Here is a 19,438-nt window from a genome sequence, read left to right as displayed (position 1 = left end):
TGGCCGGCAGTATCCGTTATGACCATTAAGAAAAGGTCTGCCGATTTAGTGAAGATCTGCTAAGGCTGTTTCGGCGGGTTGAGCGCCAAGATCACCCGATGACCTCTGCGATCGATGGGCCTAGAGTTTCCCGACGATCAAAGGAGGACATCATGCAGGCTGAACCGATCCAGGGTCGCTGCGTCTGGACCGGCGCCGACCTCGAGGCTGCCGGCGACTGGCTGCGCACGTGGCCGCAGGACGCCTTTCCCGCCATCGACGCCGCGCTCGCCCGCGCCAAGGCCAGCGGCAAGCCGCTGACCGAGGTCACGGCCGCCGACTTCCCGCTGCCGGGGCTGACGGAGTTCTTCGCCGACGTGCTCGACGAGTTGGAGGATGGGCGCGGTGCGGTGCGGATCACCGGCTTTCCGGTGGAGCGCTACGAGGCCGACGAACTGCGGCTGATCTTCTGGGGCATCGGCCAGCATCTGGGCACGCCGCTAAACCAGACGGCTTTCGGCGAGATTCTGGGTGAGGTGCGCGACGAATCCCACGAGGACGGGCGCGTCACCCAGCAGCTTGCCGAGCACCGCTGCGGCTCCGACAAAGTGCTGGCCTCCCGTGCCCGTGCCCGCTCCACGGGGCCGCTGCGCTTCCACACCGACCGGTGCGACGTGATCACCCTGTTCTGCGTCGCCAACGGCATCGACGGCGGGGTCAGCAAGCTGGCCAGCATCCCGCACATCCACAACACGATCCTGGCGCGCCGCCCGGACCTGCATGCCCTGCTGATGCAGGACTATTGGCGTTCCCGCCCGGCCGACGAGGACGGCGAGACGACGGACAAGGTCTTCGCCCTGCCGGTCTTCGGCGTGCGCGACGGCAAGATCACCAGCCAATATTCCCGCACCTATGTGGAGCAGGCCCAGGAGACCCCGTCGGTGCCGCGGCTGACCGCCGCCCAGAACGAGGCGCTCGACATGCTCGCCGAGGTGGCGGAGGAGAGCTGCCTGCATTCGGCCTTCGCGCCGGGCGACATCCAGCTGCTGAACAACCACGTGGTCTATCACGGCCGCACTGCCTATGCGGACGACCGGACATCCGGCCAGGTACGCTGCCTGCTGCGGCTGTGGCTCAGCGTGGCCAACAGCCGGGCCCTGCCGGAGGGGTACGAAGTGCTATGGGGCTCGACCCGGCCGGGCGCTTTGCGCGGAGGTGTCGGGCAGGCGGCGGGGTAGCCCCCTGCCCCTCCCCCTTTTCCCCGACTCCCCGGCCTTGTGCCGGGGCCTACGCAGGGGAGCGCCTTAAGGTCTAAGGACTTTACGCAGCGCGCTCGTGCACTCGTCGGCGTGGGTCCCGGCACAAGGCCGGAAAGTGCGGGAGTGGAATGGGAGGAGAAGAGCTCCCTCACACCTCCCGCACCTCGACCTTGTCGCCATAGAACGCCACGTGCTTCGCCAGCGCCGCGCATTCGTCGTAGGGCAAATCGTAAGACCAGGCCGCGTTCTCCGCCTTGGTCCCGCCTGCGGCGATCGACCAGTAGCTCGCCTTGCCCTTGTACGGGCAGTAGCTCGACCGCGCCGTCGGGGTGAAGGCGTCGGCGCGCGTATCCACCATCGGCACGTAGTAGACCGGGTCGTGGCCGGTCTCCTCGCACAGGATGGCGGCGAGGCTGTCGGCGACCGTCTCGCCGCCCAGGTTCACCACGACGCGCTTGGCCGCCGGGGTCAGGTGGACCCGGTGCTCGGGCTTCTTGGCGAAACCCGGGGCGGGGTTGGTTCCGGTATCCGGCATGGGGTCCTCCTCGGCTGATCCCAGCAAGGTTGGACGGCGCGGTCGTTCCCGCAAGAGCCAAGAGCGCCCATTGCCAGCCGCTCACACAGCCGTGCATCCTTTCCGACAAGGCGCCCGGGAAACCGAAGAGCGCCGCCCCGCACGGTTTCAGGAGGACGCTCCCATGGCCGACCCGCAGCCGCAGGGCCCGTTCCGCGGCATCTATCCCATGCTCTACGCCCTGTTCGCCACCGATGGCGCGCTCGACCGGGGCGCCAACGACGCCCAGGTGGAGGCCTGCATCGCCGGCGGCGTCCACGGCCTCGCGGTCGGCGGTCTCGCCAGCGAATGCAACAAGCTGACCGTGGAGGAGCGGCGCGACCACGCCCGCTGGACCCTGGAGGCGGCGGCCGGCCGGGTGCCGGTCAGCATCACGATCTCCGACAACACGGTCGGCGGCCAGATCGACAGCGTGAAGCGCGCCGCCGATGCCGGGGCGGCCTGGGCGGTGCTGCAGCCGCCGCCGGTGAAATCGGCCAGCGAGGAGGAACTGATCCGCTTCTTCGGGGCGGTGGCCGACGCCTCCCCGATCCCCATCGGCATCCAGAACGCGCCGGAGTATATCGGCATCGGCCTGTCCAATGCCGGGCTGATCGCGTTGAACCGGCGTCATCCCACCGTCTCCATCCTGAAGGCCGAGGGCACCGGCCTCTATATCGGCCGGCTGGCGGAGGAGTCCGGCGGCGGCTTCACACTGTTCAACGGCCGCGACGGGATCGAGATGCTGGACAGCCTGCGCCACGGCTGCGCCGGCCTGATCCCCGGCGTGGAGGCCTGCGACGTGGAGAGCCGGATCTACGACCTGCACATGGCCGGCCGCGCCGCCGAGGCCGACCGGGCGTTCCGCCAGATTCTGCCGCTGCTGCATTTCCTGATGCATACGATCGACCATCTGCTGTGCTACGGAAAGCGCCTGGCCGCGCGGCGCATCGGGCTCTCCGAGGTGCATGATCGCGGCCCGGCCCTGGCCCCGCACACGGTGGGGATGGCCATTCTGGATCACTGGTCCCGCGACCTCGGGAGGCTTGGACAATGACCACCTACGTTCTCGTTCACGGCGCATGGCATGGCGGCTGGTGCTGGGTCCGCGTGGCCGAGCAGCTCCGCGCGGCAGGACACACCGTGTTCACCCCGACCCTGACCGGCCTCGCCGACCGCTCCCACCTGATGAGCCCGACGATCAGCCTGATGACCCACATCAAGGACGTGGTCGGCCTGCTGGAATGGGAGGAGCTGAGCGACGTGGTGCTGGTCGGCCATTCCTATGGCGGCGTGGTCATCACCGGCGCCGCCGACCGCGCCGTCGGCCGGGTGAAGTCGCTGATCTATCTCGACGCCCTGGTTCCGGCCCACGGCCAGTCGGCGATGGACGTGCGCCGCCCGGAGCAGGTGGAGGCCGCCTATGCCGCCGCCAAGGCCAAGGGCAACGGCTGGCGCATCCCGCCGACCACGGCGGCGACCTTCATGGTGAACGAGGCCGACCAGGCCTGGGTCGACAGCAAGTGCACCGACCTGCCGCTGGCCTGCTTCACCGAGCCGCTCTACCTGTCCGGCGCGATCGACGCGATCAAGACCCGCGTCTACATCCGCGCCGCCGGCTACCCGGCGCCGCAGTTCGACGCCACCCTGGAGAAGTTCCGCGACGACGACTACGACACCTACGCGGTCGATTGCGGCCACGACGTGATGGTCGACGCGCCGGAAGAACTGACCGAGATCCTGGTCAAATACGCGTAACGTGAGGGTGGAGCGCCCCGCACACCCCTCCCCGTCATCCCGGACGGCCCCGGACCCGGTCCGGGGGCGGGCCGGGACCTAGCGACACCGGCAGGTCTGGGTCCCGGCCGAGCTCCGGGTCGAGCCCGGACCTCGCTGGGATGACGTTCGTTAAAATAACACCGTCATCCCGAACTTGTTTCGGGATGACGGATGTGGGGAGATGGGTGGCTACAGCTGCTTCGCCGCCGCCAGCACCTCGTCCACATGGCCCTTCACCTTGACCTTGCGCCAGACGCCGCGGATCACGCCGTCGCCGTCGATCAGGAAGGTGGCGCGCTCGATACCCATGGATTTCTTGCCGTACATGTTCTTTTCGACCCAGACCCCATAGGCCTCGGTCACCGCGCCGGTCTCGTCGGCGCCCAGGGTGAAGGGCAGGTCGTACTTGGCCTTGAACTTGTCGTGCTTGGCCACCGTGTCGCGGCTGACGCCGATGATCTCGACCCCGCCGGCACCGGAGAAATCCGGCAGCGCGTCGCGGAAGCCGCAGGCCTCGGTCGTGCAGCCCGGCGTGTCGTCGCGCGGATAGAAATACAGCACCACCGGCTTGCCCTTCAGCTTGGCCAGCGACACCTCGCCGCCGCCATCGGTGGGCATTGTGAAGTCCGGGGCCTTGTCGCCGACATCGAGGCTCATGATCGGGGTCTCCTACGGGTTATGTGCGGCCACAGATGTCGGTCGGTGGGGGCATCGTGTCAATTGGCGACGGGGTGACTACGCGCGCTGCGGCGCAACAGAACCGGAGCACATTCAGCCGCCCCTTCCCACACACGACTTCCCGGACGATCCAGCAAGGATCGATCCGGGACCCAGGCGTAAGCGCGGCTCTATCCCTCCTCGTTCGATTTCTCTTCGGCACGAACCTTTGGTTTCCTACTTTGTCGTTTGGCGATGAGGGCAAGCAATGCCGGCACGAAAGTCAATTCCATCGGCAACTTCAGAACGAGATTACTCACCGAGGCCAATCCGAGAAACGTCGCCACATATGTGAGATCCAGTGCGGCCTCCCGACCTTCACTTGTCGCATCCTTCAAGAACTCTGCAGTAGGTGCGGATGCTCCGAAGGTCACGTTGAGGATGCTGTCGACCAAGCTACTCTCGACGATTGGCGGCAACCGGTCTTCACTGTTCGCGACGATGTCCCTTATCGGCATTGCCTGCCGTTCCGCCGCTTCGACGACGTCATCACCAAAGAGTCCCGGAAAATCTTTGAGCGATCCTGCTGTCTCGACTGCAGCCTGCACGACCTCCGGGTCCGGCGGTGGACGATTGCGATCGAGATAGCGCCGCCATCTGGGAAATTGGCGGATGAAGACAGCATGTGCGGTGAACAGAGACGTCAGGTCGGCGGCTGCACCTTCCATCAGTTCGATATCGGCACGCAGGACAAATTGACCAAGACGTTCGCCATGGACCCCCGTTGCGATAACGTTCATCACGTCAAAGGAAGCTCCCAAAGCGTCGGCGTAGTCCGCCAGCGCCAGTTTCAGATCCGGCCAATTCCGTCCGGGGTCACTCCGGGTAAGCGCGTTCAGGATCGCCCGATGCGCCTCGTAGGCATCCCTTAAATCAGCTTCCGCATCAGCATCATCGGCTTCCGGCGGCGAAGGTAATTTGCGGTGAATCCGTCGGTCCCTGCCTACCTCTACCTCTACAACGGCGGGTCGTTGCGCGGGTACTTCAGCAACTTCAAGGGCCTCTTCTGGATCGGCATCGTCGATCTCGTCCCCGAGGTCGAACATCGCTTCAGCGATGTCGCCTTCCTCGTCGTCTTCGGCCTGTCGGTACTGATCCTCCAACCTCTGGATCAGTGCATTGACGTGCTCTGGACCTTTCTTCCAATCCTCGTCGGGGATCAGGATACGGGCGATTTCCAGCTCTTCGATGACCGCGCGGCCACTGCCGCTGCCAAGCCCTCGATCATGGTACCAATCGATCCAAACGTTCCAATGCTGGTGCCTGCTGCTAGGCAGCACGTCTAGGAACTGTTCCCAGCGCTCATGAATCTCGTGCGGGAAAGTTTCTTGCCAGAGAGGCTCCAGGCCTAGGCCATGAGCACCGCCTCCGCGCCTTATAAAATCCACGTCGTGATTTATCTGCCGGAACGTAGCGGCGGCGTTGGCAGCGTATGCGACGGTTCTGGCGGTGTAGCCAGCGGCATTTGCGGCGTAAGCGGCGGCGTCCGCGGCATCGGCAGCAAGAGAATTTGCGTCAGTGGGAGATCTGGTCGCCGCGGAGCAAGCGGAGCCAGAAGCGGCGGAGGCGGCGGCGGACGCGGACGCGTCAGCAACGGCATCGAAGAATCTGACAGCGGCGGCGACGGATCTAAGTCCTGTCGCCCGGGCTGGCCATGTTCCCGCAGCCCAGGCGATAGCCGCAGCTCGGAAACAGGGCAGGAGCATGTCGGCTCCTGGCGCCTCACGGTCTAAGTCGGTGTGTGAAATCGCGAGCGGCAAGACACGCAGGGCGGCGCGTGCCGCGATGATCACGGCAACCTCCCTTGGCTGTTTCTTCAGCCAATTCTCCAAACTCCTGCGAGTACGAAGACGCGCCACACCCTCCCCCTCACCTACCCGGCGCAACTTAGACGATATGCAGGCATAGCATCACTCGCGGCGTGCCGATGTGTGCGGAGCCACAATTCCGGTCGCGCCCTGCTATGATTCCTGTTGAGGTTGGATCGGAGCACCCCGGTGTGGATTGCGAATCAAGTTTAGGATGGCGACGGAGGCGAGAAGCTACGTCTGGGCTCTTATCGTGTCCGACGTCCCCGCCAATTGCCCCCTCGCCACCCCGCCCCACATACTCCCGCCATGAACCACACCCCGCCCCTGCCCGCCCTGCCGCCCGCCTTTCAGGCGTGGTTCGCGGCCAAGGGATGGGCCGCCCATCCGCACCAGCTTGAGATGCTCGCCGCCGCCCGGGCCGGGCGGTCGGCGTTGCTGATCGCGCCGACCGGCGGGGGCAAGACGCTGGCCGGGTTTCTCGCCTCGCTGGTCGAACTGGCCGAAGACCCGAAGGCGGGGCTGCACACGCTGTACATCTCGCCGCTGAAGGCGCTGGCGGTCGATATCCACCGCAACCTCACCGCCCCGATCGAGGAGATTGGCCTCGCCGTCACCGCGGAGACCCGCACCGGCGACACCCCCGCCTCCAAACGCCAGCGCCAACGCCGCAAGCCGCCGCATATCCTGCTGACCACGCCGGAAAGCCTCGCCCTGCTGCTGTCCTATCCGGATGCGGGCGAGATCTTCGCCGGGCTGCGCTGCGTGGTGGTGGACGAGCTGCACGCGCTGGCCGGCACCAAGCGGGGTGAGCTGCTGGCCCTGGCGCTGGCCCGGCTCGGCACCCTGGCGCCCGAGGCCCGGCGGGTCGGGCTGTCGGCCACCGTCGCCCATCCGGCCGCCTTGGAGGCCTATCTGTCGAAGACCGGCCAGGCACCGGCCGAAGACGTCACCGTCGTGCGCGGTGGCGAGGCGGCGCAGGCGGAGGTGAAGATCCTGCTCCCTGGGGGCGAAAAGGACGAAGACCGCCTGCCCTGGGCCGGGCATATGGGGCTCTACGCCATCGACCGGATCTACGCCGCGATCCAGGCGCACCGAACCACTCTGGTCTTCGTGAACACCCGCGCCCAGGCTGAGCTGATCTTCCAGGCCCTGTGGCATGCCAACGAGGACCACCTGCCCATCGCCCTGCACCACGGCTCGCTGGCGGCAGAGCAGCGGCGCAAGGTGGAGGCGGTGATGGCCAAGGGGGGGCTGCGCGCCGTGGTCGCCACCTCCTCCCTCGATCTCGGCATCGACTGGGCCGCCGTCGACCTGGTGCTGCAGGTGGGCGCGCCGAAGGGCACCTCGCGGCTGCTGCAGCGCATCGGCCGGGCCAACCACCGGCTGGACACCCCGTCCCGCGCCCTGCTGGTCCCCGCCAACCGGTTCGAGGTGCTGGAATGCAAGGCCGCGCTCGACGCCATGCGGGCGGGCGAGCTGGACGGCGATCCGCCGCGCCCCGGCGGGCTCGACGTGCTGGCCCAGCACGTGCTCGGCACCGCCTGCGCCGCTCCGTTCGATCCGTCAGAGCTTTATGCCGAGGTGATCACCGCCTCGCCCTATGCCGAGCTCGACCGCGAGACCTTCGACGCGGTGGTGGAGTTCGTGCGCACCGGCGGCTATGCGCTGAAGGTCTACGACCGGTTCCAGCGCATCCGCCCCAATGCCGACGGAAGGCTGGAGGTGGCGGACAAGCGGGTGGCCCAATCCTACCGCATGAATGTCGGCACCATCGTCGAGGCGGTGACCGTGAAGGTGCGGATGGGGCGCGGCCGCATCCTGGGCGAGATCGAGGAGTATTTCGTCCAGTGGCTCCGCCCGGGCGACACCTTCCTGTTCGCCGGCCGGCTGCTGACCTTCCAGGGCATGCGCGAGAATTTCGTCGACTGCACCCCCGGCGGCGAGGGCGAGCCCGCCGTGCCGGCCTATATGGGCGGCAAGCTGCCGCTGACCACCCAGCTCGCCCACCGGGTGCGGGGCATGCTGGAGGACAGCGCGTCCTGGCCCACCCTGCCGGGACCGGTGGAGGAATGGCTGGAGCTGCAGCGCTGGCGCTCGGTCCTGCCCAAGGCCGACAGCCTGCTGGTGGAGACCTTCCCGCGGGCCGACCGGGAATACCTGGTCGCCTATACCTTCGCCGGGCGCAACGCCCACCAGACCCTGGGCATGCTGCTGACCCGGCGGATGGAGCGCATGGGGCTGGGACCGCTCGGATTCGTCGCCACCGACTACGTCATCGCGGTGTGGTCGGTGAAGGCTTGCGCGGACGTGGACACCCTGTTCGATCAGGACATGCTGGGCGACGACCTGGAGGAATGGATGGCGGAATCCTCCCTGCTCAAGCGCACCTTCCGCAACGTCGCCGTCATCGCCGGGCTGATCGAGCGCAAGCTGCCGGGCCATGAGAAGACCGGCCGTCAGGTGACCTTCAACGCCGACCTGATCTACGATGTTCTGCGCAAGCATCAACCCGATCACATCCTGCTGCAGGCGACCCGGGAGGATGCGGCGCGGGGGCTGACCGACATCCGCCGGCTGTCCGACCTGCTGGTCAGCGTGCAGGGCCGGATCGTCCACCGCCGGCTCGACCGGGTGTCGCCGCTGGCGGTGCCGATCCTGCTGGAGGTCGGTAAGGAACAGGTCGCCGGAGGCGCGATCGAAGCGCTGATGGACGACTTCGCCGAAAGCCTCATCGAGGAGGCGATCGGCGGCGACATGCAGGCCAGCCTGCAGCTCTAGTCCGCGACGGCGGGGAACCTGGACGATGGGGAGCGTGGAGTGTCCGTTCTGATGCTGCGGCCGGCCCGCGAAGACGACATACGGACCCTCGCGGTCCTGAACCGCCAGCTTCTCGACGATGAAGGCCACCCGACGGATATCGCCATTCCCGAGCTGATCGAGCGCCATCGGGTGTGGCTGAGCACCAAGGAGTGGCACCAGGACATCCTGGAGATCGAGGGACACGTGGTCGGCTATATCGTCCACGCCCTCAATCCCTACCCGCTGGACCCGGCGATCCCGGAGCGCTTCGTCCGCCAATTCTTCATCGACCGCGCCTACCGCCGCCAGGGGTTGGGGCGCGATGCGTTCGATCTGTTCATGGAGACCCGCGTGGCACCCGGCGGCCGGGTGACCCTGGACGTGCTGGAGAGCAATCCAGGCGGCCAGGCGTTCTGGGCCTCGGTCGGCTGCCGGCCGTTCTTCCACCGCATGGAGCTGACCCGCCCCGCCGACTGAGGGGGCGCCGGAAATTGACCCGGCCGGGCGGCACCCTACCTTTGACCGAGACCGATCCGTTATTCAGGCGATCCAGATGACCCTGCCCGACCGAATGTTCGGCGTCGTCCTCACCGGGCATGGCGGTCCGGAAATGCTGCAATGGCGCGACGACTTGCCCGTGCCCCGACCGGCGCGCGGCGAGGTGGTCGTCGAGGTCGCCGCCGCCGGGGTCAACAACACCGACATCAACACCCGGGTCGGCTGGTACTCCAAGAGTGGGTCGCCTGAAGAGGATGCGGGCTGGAGCGGATCGGCCATCGATTTTCCGTTGATCCAGGGGATCGATGTGTGCGGGCGGATCGCCGCGGTCGGCGAGGGCGTCGACCCGGCGCGGATCGGCGAGCGCGTCCTGATCGAACCCTGCCTGCGGGAGGCCGGCGGCCGTACCCTGGACACGCCGAAGTTTCTCGGCTCCGACTGCCCCGGCGGGTTCGCGCAATATACCTGCGTCGCGGCGCGCCATGCTTCCTCGGTCCGCAGCGCCCTGAGCGATAGCGAGCTGGCGTCCTTCCCCTGCTCCTATTCCACGGCCGAGAACATGCTGACCCGTGCCGGTGTGACCGGCGGCGACACCGTGCTGGTCACCGGCGCCTCGGGCGGGGTGGGGTCGGCCGCCGTGCAGCTTGCCCGGGCGCGGGGGGCCCGTGTCGTGGCGGTCACCAGCGCCGGCAAGGCGGACGCTCTCAGGGAACTCGGCGCGGACCGGACCCTGGGCCGAGAAGACGACTTCGTGGCGGAGCTCGGCCGCGGCGGCGTCGATGCGGTGATCGACCTGGTGGCCGGCCCGACATGGCCGACCCTGCTCGAGGTGCTGCGGCCGGGCGGGCGCTATGCGGTCTCCGGGGCGGTCGCCGGGCCGCTGGTCGAACTCGACGTGCGCACGCTGTATCTGAAGGATCTGAGCTTCTTCGGCTGCACCGCGCTGGAACCCGAGGTGTTCGGCAACCTGGTCGGCCGGATCGAGCGCGGCGAGGTCCGCCCCCTGGTGGCCGAGACCTATCCGCTGGCGGAGATCCGGGCGGCGCAGCAGGCGTTCAGCGACAAGGGCTATATCGGCAAGATCGTGCTGACGGTCGCCTGAAGAGGCGACGCCGTTCTAGCTGGGGCTCGACAGCTTCATCAGCACGAGACCCGAGACGATCAGAAGTGCCGCGACCAGACGCAGCGGGCTGACCGCCTCGCCGAGGAACACGATGCCGACGATGAAGGCCCCGACCGCGCCGATGCCCGTCCACACCATATAGGCGGTGCCCAGCGGCAGCGACCGCATCGCCCAGGCCAGCAGGCCGAAGCTCGCCAGCATGGCGGCCAGGGTAACGATGGACGGGCCGAGCCGGGTGAACCCGACCGACTGCTTCATGGAGTAGGCCCAGACGATTTCGAACAGGCCGGCGACGGTGAGAACGATCCACGGCATGGCAGCCTCCTTTCGGTGGACTGCCGGGCCGTCCCGGACTTCTACCCTTGGCGGGGGAGGACGTGGCCTCGCGGAACCGGATATACCGCCCTCGACGCGGCGTTCAAGAGGATTGGCGGCGGGGAGCGTGGCGAAGGGCGCGCCGTCGGAAGCTCTCCCCTCTCCTCATTTCCTATCGCCACTCCCCGGCCTCGGGCCGGGGCGAGGCACAGGATCGCGCGAACCCGAGAAGCACCACGCCTGCGGACGGGATCGCCCCGGCACAAGGCCGGGGAGTGAGCTTTATTTGGATTGGGGAAGTAACCCTGAGGGGGTGGAAGCTTGCGGCGACTCCTGTTCTTCGCTCGCACGCTACCTCATCCACAATTCCCGGCTTCGGGCCGGGGTCCACGCTGGGGCTCGCGCGTTCCCCTATGCCATCGCGCCAACGGACGAGCACGCCCGGCACGAGGCCGGGGGTGCGGAGAGAGCTTTCGCCTACCCCGCCGCCACCTCCACGCTCACGGAGCCGACACCGGGCACGGTGACGGTCGCCGTCTCGCCCGGCTGCACCGGGATCACGCCGACCCAGGACCCGGTGATGATCACGTCGCCCTTCTTCAGGCCGCGCGCCGCCATCTCGGGCCCCCAGCCGGCCATGTTGTTCGCCAGCCAGGTCGGCAGACGGTTCATGTCCTGCCCCGGATACTTCGTGCCCGGCACCTCCATATGCACCGAGCCCATCTCGAAGATCACCGTCAGGTCCTCGACCTTCGCCCCGGTCGCCGCGCGGCCGACGGCGGAAACCACCGTGCCGCCATTCGCCTGGAAATCCGCCATGGCGGCGAGCTTGGGGACGTCCGGCCAGTCGGCGAGCCGCGTCTCGACGATCTCGATGGCGGCGGCCAGTCCCTCCATCGCGTCCAGCACCTCCGCCTCGGTCAGCCCGTCCCGGCAGGCCAGGTCCCGCCCGACGACCATGGCCACCTCCGCCTCCAGCCAGAGCGGCAGTGCGGCAGTCGGCACGATCCGCGTGTGGTCGCGGAACACGGTGCCGGTGGCCAGCGGCGCCGCAGACGGCTCGCCGGTACGGCCGTCGGCGCCGACCTTGAACCCGGCCACGCCGAGGCCGAGCCCGTCCAGCGTCTCCACCTGAGCGGCGAAGGCGGCGGCACGGTCGGCCGGCAGGGCGTCGGGCAGCGCGGTGCGCGCCCGGGCCTTGCGGGCGTCGATCATCGCGGCGGCGAACGGACTGGTCATTCTGTTATCCTCCCTGTGACGCCAGACGGCGCAATTCAGACCGGCAGGCCTCCGCATCGGCGGCGAAGTCCCCGGCGATCCACCACGCCTCCACCCGGCGCAGCAACTCCCCGACACGCGGCCCGGGCGGAATGCCGAGACCGGTCACGTCGCCGCCCCCCAGCGGGAAGACGGGTCGGGTCCAGGTCCGGGCCGTGTCGAGATCCGCAGTAAGATCCTCGGCCACATCCTCGCCGGTTTCGGCCGCGCGCAGCAATCGGGCATCGGTGAAGGCCTCGGTCCCCAGGCGATAGACCGCCGACCGGCGCCCCGGCGCATCCGACGGCGCATCGCCCGGCGTGGACAGGGCGGCGGTGAGCCGCCGACCTTCCGCATTCGACAATTTCAGGCGGTCCGCCACCGGTTCGGCGGCCTCCGGTCCGGCCACCAGGGCCGCCAGCCGGCGCAGCGGGTCCGGCGTAAGCCCAAGGCGTCCCTCCAGCCCGATCAGCGCCACCGCCCGGCCGGCATCGACCGGCCCGTCCCACAGGTGTCGGGCCACCCCCGCCTCGGCCATGGTGACGAGCACGTCGCAGGCCCCGGGGGCGATCAGCAGGCGGGACAGTTCCTTCCAGATCCGCTCGCCCGACAGCCGCGCCATGCGCGGCGCCAGGGCCGTGCAGGCGGCGAGACCGTCGGCATCCAGCCCGTCGCGGCCATAGGCGGCATGGAAGCGGAAGAAGCGCAGGATCCGCAGCACGTCTTCGCGGATCCGGGTCTCCGGCTCGCCGACGAAGCGGATCCGCCGCGCCCGGGCGTCGGCGATGCCGCAGCCGGTCGGGTCGTACAGCGTGCCGTCGCTGTCCAGATAGAGGGCGTTCAGGGTGAAGTCGCGTCGGGCCGCGTCCTGCGCCCAGTCGTCGGTAAAAGCGACCACCGCCCGACGGCCGTCGGTCTCCACGTCCCGGCGCAGCGTGGTGACCTCCACCGGCTCGCGCTCGACCACCACGGTGACCGTGCCGTGCTCGATGCCCGTGGGGATCCCCTTCAGGCCGGCGTCGGCACAGAGGTCGAGGGTGCGCTGGGGCAGCGCGTCGGTGGCGATGTCGAAATCGGTGACCGGCAGCCCCAGCACGTGGTTGCGCACCGCCCCGCCGACGAAGCGCCCGCGATGCCCCCCGGCCGCGAGCACGGACAGCACGGCGGTGGCCGCCGGATGACGCATCCACTCGGCGACGGCGATGGTCTCGGCCGGTTTCATGGGCCCGGTCTCATAAATTTGCGCTCAGCGCTCCAGGGCGGCGTGCATGACGTCGGAGAGGTTCACCAGCATGCCGGCCGTGGCCCCCCAGATGTAGTAATGCTCATAGGGCAGCACGAAGAAATGCCGGGTGGTCCCCTGCCAGGTCCGGCTGTGCCGCTCCTGGTTGGCGCGGTCGAGCAGGAAGGACAGCGGCACCTCGAAGATCTCCGCCACCTCGACCGGACAGGCGGTCAGCTCCAGCGGCGGCTTCAGGAACCCGATGATCGGGGTCACCGAGTAGCCGGTCCGGGTCACGTAGGTGTCCAGCCGGCCGACGATCTCGACCTGGCGGCGGTCGAGGCCGATCTCCTCCTCGCTTTCGCGCAGGGCGGTATCGATATGGCTCGCATCGCCGTCGTCGACCCGGCCGCCGGGAAAACTGATCTGCCCCTTATGCACGGGCAGGTCGTCGGAGCGGCGGGTGAGCAGGATCGTCAGATGGCCGTCGCGCTGCACCACCGGCACCAGGACCGCCGCCTCGCGCGGATCGGCCGGCACTTCCATGCCGGGATTGAGATCGTGGTCGCCGCGGTAATGGACAACGGGCGACACGGCGTGGGGCAGGCCACCGGTCAGCCGGCCCTTCGTCGCGCCGAGGAACCGCTGTCGGAAATCCTCGTGACTGTCCGGTATCTGCAATTGCGCTGCGTCGCTCACTCGGCCCTGCCCAGAGGAAAGAACGTCCCGCCACTCCATACACCCAGAACACCGGTGCCGTCCGGGCTCTCGACCGCCATCTCCGCCAGCCGGTAGAAGGTCGCCCGGTTGATCAGTGCTTCGAGCCGGTCGCGCACCGTCACGTAGGGGGCGGGCTCGCCGGTTTCCCGGTCGATATCGATGCGAATCGGATGATCGGGTCCGGCGACCACGGTTTCGTCAAGATTGGTGCGGAAAGTCAGGGTCGCGTCGGGTCCGGCGCTGTCGTCCGGGGCTTCCAGGTCGACATCGACGGCGACGAACGGGGCGTCGTCCACATGGATGATCCCGCGTTCGACCGGCGTGACGAGCCAGAACCGGCCCTCGTCGTCCCGGCGCAGGACCGTGGAGAACAGTTTGACGAGAGGCAGGCGGTGAATCGGCGACTCCAGATAGTACCAAGTGCCGTCACGGCCGATGCGCAGCCCGAACTCGCGTGGTGTGTCGGCGACCGTGTCCTCGGCGCTACACGTTTCGTTGTATTGCTCGGTTGGCCCCTTGTGCGCAGCCTCTGTCACGCTACGCTCAATATCATGGATGGACCGAACGCTGTCTTGCCCCATGTCTCTCATGTCCGCTTCTGGCGTGCATCGACCCGGCCGCGTTCGTCGACGATCTTCCTGACGGTGCAACCCGGGTCTGGTCGGACGCGATCGGAAGCCGCGCCCCTGTAAAGGAAATATAGCCGCGATGAGCGATACCACCACCCTTGACCCCCGAACGGCCGGTATTCCGAAGGACGGCGATGCCTTCATCCGGGAGATCGAAACCCTGGCCGAGACGCTCACCACCGTGCGCAGCGGGGTGGCGAAAGTCATCTTCGGCCAGCAGGAGGTGGTCGATCAGACCCTGGTCACCGTGCTGGCCGGCGGCCACGCGCTGCTGATCGGCGTGCCCGGCCTGGCCAAGACCCGCCTGGTGGAAACCCTCGGCACCATTCTCGGCCTCGACGACAAGCGCATTCAGTGTACGCCGGACCTGATGCCTGCCGACATTCTCGGCTCGGAGATCCTGGACGAGGATTCCGACGGCAGGCGCAGCTTCCGCTTTGTCCAGGGCCCGGTCTTCGCCCAGTTGCTCATGGCCGACGAGATCAACCGCGCCAGCCCGCGCACCCAGTCGGCGCTGTTGCAGGCCATGCAGGAGCACAGCATCTCCGTGGCCGGCCACACCCATGCGCTGCCGGCACCGTTCCACGTGCTGGCCACCCAGAACCCGCTGGAGCAGGAAGGCACATACCCCCTGCCGGAAGCCCAACTCGACCGGTTTCTGCTGCAGGTCAGCGTCGGCTACCCCGACGTCGATGCGGAGCGGGCCATGCTGCTGGCGACCACCGGCGCCGACGAGGAGAAGGCGAAGAAAGTGCTGAGCGCGGACGATCTGCTGCGCGCGCAGAAGCTGCTGCGCTACCTCCCGGTCGGCGAGACGCTGGTCGAGGCGATCCTCGGGATCGTGCGCTCCGGCCGGCCGGAAAGCAGCGAGATCGACGCGGTCCGCCGCCACGTCTCTTGGGGTCCCGGCCCCCGCGCCAGCCAGGCGCTGATGCTGGCGATCCGGGCGCGGGCGGTGCTGGACGGCCGGCTCGCTCCGTCGATCGACGACGTGCTGGAGCTCGCCTATCCGGTGCTGCGCCACCGCATGGCGCTGAACTTCGCCGCCCGGGCCGAGGGCGTATCGCTGGACTCGGTGATCGACAGTCTCTGCGCCCCGTACCGGTGATGGAGCCCTGATGCGCCAACAGGCCCAGGACCTCGCCGCGACCCTGCCCCCGCTTCTGGTGGCGGCGCAGCGCGTGGCCCATACCGTGGCACCGGGTGCCCATGGCCGCCGCCGGGCCGGGCTCGGCGACGATTTCTGGCAGTTCAGGCCGTATCAGGCCTTCGACGCGGTGCGCAGCATCGACTGGCGCCGCTCGGCCATGGGGCAGACCACCTTCGTGCGCGAACGCGAGCAGGCCACGGCGCAGACCGTGCATCTGTGGCGCGACGCCTCCCCCTCCATGCGCTGGCGCTCCGGCCGCAACCTGCCGGAGAAGCGCGAGCGGGCGGAACTGCTCACCATGGCGCTGGGCGTCCTGCTGATCGAGGCGGGCGAGCGGGTCGGGCTGCTGGGCGAGCAAGTGCCGCCGCGCACCGGCCGGCCGGCGCTGGAGCCGCTTGCCGCCCTGCTGTCGATGACCTCCGACGCGGCCGGATCCCTGCCGATCTACGAGCCGCTGCCGCGCCACGGCACCGCCGTCCTGATCGGCGACCTGTTCGATCCGCTGAGCGAGGTCGACGCGCTGGTCCGGCGCTGGTCCTCCGAAGGGGTTCGCGGCCATCTGCTGCAGGTCACCGATCCGGCGGAGGAGAGCTTTCCGTTTCGGGGACGGGTCCGCTTCGAGGGCCTGGAACAGGAACTGCCGCTGCTGCTCGGGCGCGCCGAACGGGTGGCCGACGACTATGCCGGCCGCTTCGCCGCCCACCGCGCAGGCCTGGCCGAGATCGCCCGACGGGCCGGCTGGAGCTTCGCCCATCACACGACCGACCGACCGGCGGAGGCGGCGCTGCTCGCCCTCTACGCCGTGATCTCCCAACGGCCGGATTGAGGGGCGCACCGCCATGCTGACCCTCGGCCCCCTCGCCTTCGCCGTTCCCTGGGCGCTCGCCGCCCTGGCGGCGCTGCCCGTGCTGTGGTGGCTGCTGCGGGTCATTCCGCCGGCACCCAAGCGCATCAGCTTTCCGGCGATCCGCCTGCTCGACGGGCTGAAGCCGGAAGAGGACACACCGCATTCAACGCCGTGGTGGCTGCTGCTGCTGCGCCTGCTGATCGCTGCCCTGGTGATCCTGGCGATCGCCCGACCGCTGATCCCGTCCGGGACGGCGGTGCCGGCCGGCGGGCCAATCCTGCTGGTGTTCGACGACGGCTGGTCCTCCGCCCGCGACTTCGAGGCGCGGCGCGACCGGGCCCTGCGCATCCTCGATCAGGCAGAGCGGGAGAACCGCGCCGTCGCTCTAGTGACCACCGCCGACCCGCTGCCGGGCCAGCGGCGCGAGCTGGACCTGTCGCCGCCCGCCGCCCTGCGGTCCAGCCTGGGCGCGCTGCAGCCCAAGCCCTGGGGCCGCAACCTCGCCGCCGTCGGCGAGATCATCGGAGCCGCGCGCCTCGCCGACGATACCACCGTCGTCTGGCTGCGCGAGCCGATCGACACGGCCGGATCCGAGACATTCGGCGACCGGCTGGCCGCGATCGGTCCGGTCGTGGTCATCGACAGCGCCGATAACGGGCCGGTCTGGCTCGACGATCCGGACCCGGCCGCGCTCGACCTCACCGCCGAGCTGCGGCGCGGCACCGGCATCGGCGATCGCGCGGTGGGCGTGCGGGCCATCGCCGAGGACGGCCGCGTGCTGACGCGGCAGGTCGCCACCTTCGAGCCCGACGCGGACCGGCTCACGGTCACCGTGGAACTGCCCACCGAACTGCGCAACGACGTCGCCCGCCTGGAAGTGGAGGACGAGAACACCGCGGCATCCGTCTTCCTGATGGACGAGCGCTACAAGCGCCGCCCGGTCGGGCTCGTCTCGGCCCGGGACTTCGAAGGCTCCCAGCCGCTGCTCGACGATCTGTACTATCTCGACCGCGCTCTCGACCCCTTCACCGAGGTCCGGCGCGGCGACATCAACACGCTGCTGGAACGCGACCTCGCCGTGCTGGTTCTGGCCGATGCCGGCGGGCTGACCTTCGAGCAGCGCCAAAAACTGGAAGGCTTCATCGAGGACGGCGGCGTGGTGCTGCGCTTCGCCGGCGAACGACTGGCGGCGTCCGGCGCCGACGAGGGCGGCGACACGCTGCTGCCGGTGCGGGTACGCCGGGGCGACCGGACCCTCGGCGGCGCGCTGTCCTGGTCGCGGCCGGAGCCCCTCGCCCCGTTCGACGCCGACAGCCCCTTCGCCGGCCTGGACGTGCCGGACGACGTCACGGTTTCGCGCCAGGTGCTGGCCGAGCCGTCGATCGACCTGGGGGAGAAGACCTGGGCGCGGCTGCTGGACGGCACGCCGCTGGTGACGGCGGAGCGCCGGGGCGGCGGCTGGCTGATCCTCATGCACACCACCGCCAACGCGGATTGGAGCAACCTGCCCCTGTCCGGCCTGTTCGTGACCATGCTGCGGCGGATCGTGGCGCTGAGCCAGGGTGTCGGCGGGTCGAGCGAGCGGCCGATGCCGCCCTACGCCCTGCTCGACGGGTTCGGCACCTTGGGCGGCCCGGTCTCCGGGACCGAGCCCCTGCCCGCCACGGCATCGCGCGCGGAACTCGGCATGCCGGCCGTCGGTCCGCGCCATCCGCCGGGCTTCTACGGCGACGACAGCGCCCGCGAGGCCCTGAACCTGGGCCCGTCCCTCGACGGCGCGCTGCTTGCCTCCGGCGTTCCCGACGGCGCGGCGCGCCAGCCGCTGGAAGCCGGTCGCGATACCGAACTCCAGGGCTGGGCCTTCGCGCTGGCCCTGCTGCTGGCGATCCTCGACACGCTGATCGGGCTGGCGCTGCGCGGCCTGCTGACCGGCCGGCTGACCGGCGCCGGCGGACGCGGTGCCGCGGCGCTCCTGCTCGCCGCCCTTCTCCTGACGCCCACCGGCGGCAACGCCCAGCAGGCGCAGCAGCAGCCGGCGGATCCCGAGGCCTTCGCCCTGCAGGCCGCGTCCGAGATGCGGCTCGCCTATGTGCTGACCGGCGACACCTGGATCGACGGCATCAGCTATGACGGGCTGGCCGGCCTCAGCGACGAGCTGACGCGCCGCACGGCGGTGGAGCCGGCCGCCCCCTTCGGCGTCGACGTGGAGCGTGACGAGCTCGCCTTCTTCCCGCTGCTCTATTGGCCGATCTCCAAGGAACAGCCCGAACTCTCCGGCGCGGCGGTGGCGCGGGTGAACGACTACATGCGCAACGGCGGCATCATCATCTTCGACACCCGCGACCAGTACGAGGTGACGCTCCCGGGCGCCGCCGGCGGATCGGGCCTGCGCCGGCTCGCCCAGCTCAGCCAGAGTCTCGACATTCCGCCGCTGGCCCCCTCCTCCCCGGATCACGTGCTGACGCGGGCCTTCTACCTGCTGGAGGAGTTTCCCGGACGCTATACCGGCGGGACGGTCTGGCTGGAGGACGAGCGGGTGCGGTCCTCCGACACCGAGGTCTCCCCGGTGATGGTCGGCAGCCACGACTGGGCCGGCGCCTGGGCCCGCGATCAGCAGGGGCGCCCGCGCTTCCCCGTCGTCCCCGGCGGCGAGCTGCAGCGCGAGATGGCCACCCGCTTCGGCATCAACCTCGTGATGTACGCCCTGACCGGCAACTACAAGGCCGACCAGGTGCACGTGCCGTCCATTCTCGAACGGCTGGGACAGTGAGGCACATGCG

17 protein-coding genes are annotated in these 19,438 nt (G+C 69.1%); 9 read left to right on the top strand and 8 right to left on the bottom strand.

Annotated elements, in window-relative coordinates; genetic code table 11:
• Positions 1 to 152 precede the first annotated feature (152 nt).
• Positions 153 to 1,217, top strand: a complete 1,065-nt coding sequence (locus T8K17_RS12630; RefSeq protein WP_322334862.1) for a TauD/TfdA family dioxygenase — start codon at positions 153 to 155, stop codon at positions 1,215 to 1,217.
• Between the two features lie 169 nt (positions 1,218 to 1,386).
• Here the strand turns inward: T8K17_RS12630 and T8K17_RS12625 are convergent, their stop codons facing one another.
• The gene (locus T8K17_RS12625) at positions 1,387 to 1,773 is read right to left on the bottom strand and encodes a DUF427 domain-containing protein (RefSeq protein WP_322334861.1); all 387 of its coding nucleotides are present in this window, start codon (positions 1,771 to 1,773) and stop codon (positions 1,387 to 1,389) included.
• Between the two features lie 163 nt (positions 1,774 to 1,936).
• Here T8K17_RS12625 and T8K17_RS12620 point away from each other — a divergent pair, with 163 nt between their 5' ends.
• Together T8K17_RS12620 and T8K17_RS12615 are read left to right on the top strand one after the other, a co-directional pair.
• Positions 1,937 to 2,848 carry a dihydrodipicolinate synthase family protein gene (locus T8K17_RS12620; protein ID WP_322334860.1) on the top strand — a complete coding sequence of 304 codons (912 nt, stop codon included), beginning with the start codon at positions 1,937 to 1,939 and terminating at the stop codon, positions 2,846 to 2,848.
• Positions 2,845 to 3,549: an alpha/beta fold hydrolase gene (locus T8K17_RS12615; protein WP_322334859.1), complete on the top strand. Its 705-nt coding sequence runs from the start codon at positions 2,845 to 2,847 to the stop codon at positions 3,547 to 3,549. Before T8K17_RS12620 ends, T8K17_RS12615 begins: the two co-directional genes overlap by 4 nt.
• A gap of 210 nt (positions 3,550 to 3,759) precedes the next feature.
• Here T8K17_RS12615 and bcp read toward each other — a convergent pair whose 3' ends face one another.
• Together bcp and T8K17_RS12605 are read right to left on the bottom strand one after the other, a co-directional pair.
• Complete coding sequence (gene bcp, locus T8K17_RS12610) at positions 3,760 to 4,227, bottom strand: thioredoxin-dependent thiol peroxidase (protein ID WP_322334858.1); 468 nt, start codon at positions 4,225 to 4,227, stop codon at positions 3,760 to 3,762.
• A gap of 191 nt (positions 4,228 to 4,418) precedes the next feature.
• The gene (locus T8K17_RS12605) at positions 4,419 to 6,080 is read right to left on the bottom strand and encodes a hypothetical protein (protein ID WP_322334857.1); all 1,662 of its coding nucleotides are present in this window, start codon (positions 6,078 to 6,080) and stop codon (positions 4,419 to 4,421) included.
• 324 nt (positions 6,081 to 6,404) lie between these two features.
• Here T8K17_RS12605 and T8K17_RS12600 point away from each other — a divergent pair, with 324 nt between their 5' ends.
• The 3 genes from T8K17_RS12600 (at position 6,405) to T8K17_RS12590 (ending at position 10,497) form a co-directional block, all read left to right on the top strand.
• Positions 6,405 to 8,876, top strand: a complete 2,472-nt coding sequence (locus tag T8K17_RS12600; RefSeq protein ID WP_322334856.1) for a ligase-associated DNA damage response DEXH box helicase — start codon at positions 6,405 to 6,407, stop codon at positions 8,874 to 8,876.
• A gap of 39 nt (positions 8,877 to 8,915) precedes the next feature.
• Positions 8,916 to 9,374 (top strand): GNAT family N-acetyltransferase, encoded by a 459-nt coding sequence (locus T8K17_RS12595; protein ID WP_322334855.1) that lies wholly within the window; start codon positions 8,916 to 8,918, stop codon positions 9,372 to 9,374.
• 76 nt (positions 9,375 to 9,450) lie between these two features.
• Positions 9,451 to 10,497: an alcohol dehydrogenase family protein gene (locus tag T8K17_RS12590; protein WP_322334854.1), complete on the top strand. Its 1,047-nt coding sequence runs from the start codon at positions 9,451 to 9,453 to the stop codon at positions 10,495 to 10,497.
• Between the two features lie 15 nt (positions 10,498 to 10,512).
• Here the strand turns inward: T8K17_RS12590 and sugE are convergent, their stop codons facing one another.
• The 5 genes from sugE to T8K17_RS12565 form a co-directional block, all read right to left on the bottom strand.
• Positions 10,513 to 10,833: a quaternary ammonium compound efflux SMR transporter SugE gene (gene sugE / locus T8K17_RS12585; protein ID WP_322334853.1), complete on the bottom strand. Its 321-nt coding sequence runs from the start codon at positions 10,831 to 10,833 to the stop codon at positions 10,513 to 10,515.
• Positions 10,834 to 11,310: 477 nt separating this feature from the next.
• Entirely contained in the window at positions 11,311 to 12,072 is a 762-nt protein-coding gene (locus T8K17_RS12580; protein WP_322334852.1) for a fumarylacetoacetate hydrolase family protein, read from the bottom strand.
• Between the two features lie 4 nt (positions 12,073 to 12,076).
• On the bottom strand, positions 12,077 to 13,312 hold the full coding sequence (locus T8K17_RS12575) for a CCA tRNA nucleotidyltransferase (RefSeq protein ID WP_322334851.1): 1,236 nt from the start codon (positions 13,310 to 13,312) through the stop codon (positions 12,077 to 12,079).
• Positions 13,313 to 13,336: 24 nt separating this feature from the next.
• Positions 13,337 to 14,011: a CoA pyrophosphatase gene (locus T8K17_RS12570; protein ID WP_322334850.1), complete on the bottom strand. Its 675-nt coding sequence runs from the start codon at positions 14,009 to 14,011 to the stop codon at positions 13,337 to 13,339.
• Positions 14,008 to 14,568, bottom strand: a complete 561-nt coding sequence (locus T8K17_RS12565; protein ID WP_322334849.1) for a DUF1285 domain-containing protein — start codon at positions 14,566 to 14,568, stop codon at positions 14,008 to 14,010. The genes T8K17_RS12570 and T8K17_RS12565 overlap by 4 nt, the downstream gene beginning before the upstream one ends.
• A gap of 172 nt (positions 14,569 to 14,740) precedes the next feature.
• Between T8K17_RS12565 and T8K17_RS12560 the strand changes: the two genes are divergently transcribed.
• From T8K17_RS12560 to T8K17_RS12550, 3 genes are read left to right on the top strand one after another with little or no spacing between them, the layout of a single operon-like run.
• On the top strand, positions 14,741 to 15,769 hold the full coding sequence (locus tag T8K17_RS12560) for a MoxR family ATPase (RefSeq protein WP_322334848.1): 1,029 nt from the start codon (positions 14,741 to 14,743) through the stop codon (positions 15,767 to 15,769).
• Positions 15,770 to 15,779: 10 nt separating this feature from the next.
• The gene (locus T8K17_RS12555; RefSeq protein WP_322334847.1) at positions 15,780 to 16,637 is read left to right on the top strand and encodes a DUF58 domain-containing protein; all 858 of its coding nucleotides are present in this window, start codon (positions 15,780 to 15,782) and stop codon (positions 16,635 to 16,637) included.
• Positions 16,638 to 16,650: 13 nt separating this feature from the next.
• The gene (locus T8K17_RS12550) at positions 16,651 to 19,428 is read left to right on the top strand and encodes a DUF4159 domain-containing protein (protein ID WP_322334846.1); all 2,778 of its coding nucleotides are present in this window, start codon (positions 16,651 to 16,653) and stop codon (positions 19,426 to 19,428) included.
• Positions 19,429 to 19,438: the final 10 nt, after the last annotated feature.

The organism is Thalassobaculum sp. OXR-137, assembly GCF_034377285.1.
Lineage (GTDB): Bacteria > Pseudomonadota > Alphaproteobacteria > Thalassobaculales > Thalassobaculaceae > Thalassobaculum.
This window is presented reverse-complemented; position numbering and strand designations above follow the sequence as displayed.

What these genes read in the sequence shown, in the direction of transcription:
- T8K17_RS12615 (WP_322334859.1), top strand. Translation starts at nt 2,845, where the DNA reads ATGACCACCTACGTTCTCGTTCACGGCGCATGGCATGGCGGCTGGTGC.
- T8K17_RS12575 (WP_322334851.1), bottom strand. Translation starts at nt 13,312, where the DNA reads ATGAAACCGGCCGAGACCATCGCCGTCGCCGAGTGGATGCGTCATCCG.
- T8K17_RS12630 (WP_322334862.1), top strand. Translation starts at nt 153, where the DNA reads ATGCAGGCTGAACCGATCCAGGGTCGCTGCGTCTGGACCGGCGCCGAC.
- T8K17_RS12625 (WP_322334861.1), bottom strand. Translation starts at nt 1,773, where the DNA reads ATGCCGGATACCGGAACCAACCCCGCCCCGGGTTTCGCCAAGAAGCCC.
- bcp (WP_322334858.1), bottom strand. Translation starts at nt 4,227, where the DNA reads ATGAGCCTCGATGTCGGCGACAAGGCCCCGGACTTCACAATGCCCACC.
- T8K17_RS12560 (WP_322334848.1), top strand. Translation starts at nt 14,741, where the DNA reads ATGAGCGATACCACCACCCTTGACCCCCGAACGGCCGGTATTCCGAAG.
- T8K17_RS12620 (WP_322334860.1), top strand. Translation starts at nt 1,937, where the DNA reads ATGGCCGACCCGCAGCCGCAGGGCCCGTTCCGCGGCATCTATCCCATG.
- T8K17_RS12550 (WP_322334846.1), top strand. Translation starts at nt 16,651, where the DNA reads ATGCTGACCCTCGGCCCCCTCGCCTTCGCCGTTCCCTGGGCGCTCGCC.
- T8K17_RS12555 (WP_322334847.1), top strand. Translation starts at nt 15,780, where the DNA reads ATGCGCCAACAGGCCCAGGACCTCGCCGCGACCCTGCCCCCGCTTCTG.
- T8K17_RS12580 (WP_322334852.1), bottom strand. Translation starts at nt 12,072, where the DNA reads ATGACCAGTCCGTTCGCCGCCGCGATGATCGACGCCCGCAAGGCCCGG.
- T8K17_RS12590 (WP_322334854.1), top strand. Translation starts at nt 9,451, where the DNA reads ATGACCCTGCCCGACCGAATGTTCGGCGTCGTCCTCACCGGGCATGGC.
- sugE (WP_322334853.1), bottom strand. Translation starts at nt 10,833, where the DNA reads ATGCCGTGGATCGTTCTCACCGTCGCCGGCCTGTTCGAAATCGTCTGG.
- T8K17_RS12600 (WP_322334856.1), top strand. Translation starts at nt 6,405, where the DNA reads ATGAACCACACCCCGCCCCTGCCCGCCCTGCCGCCCGCCTTTCAGGCG.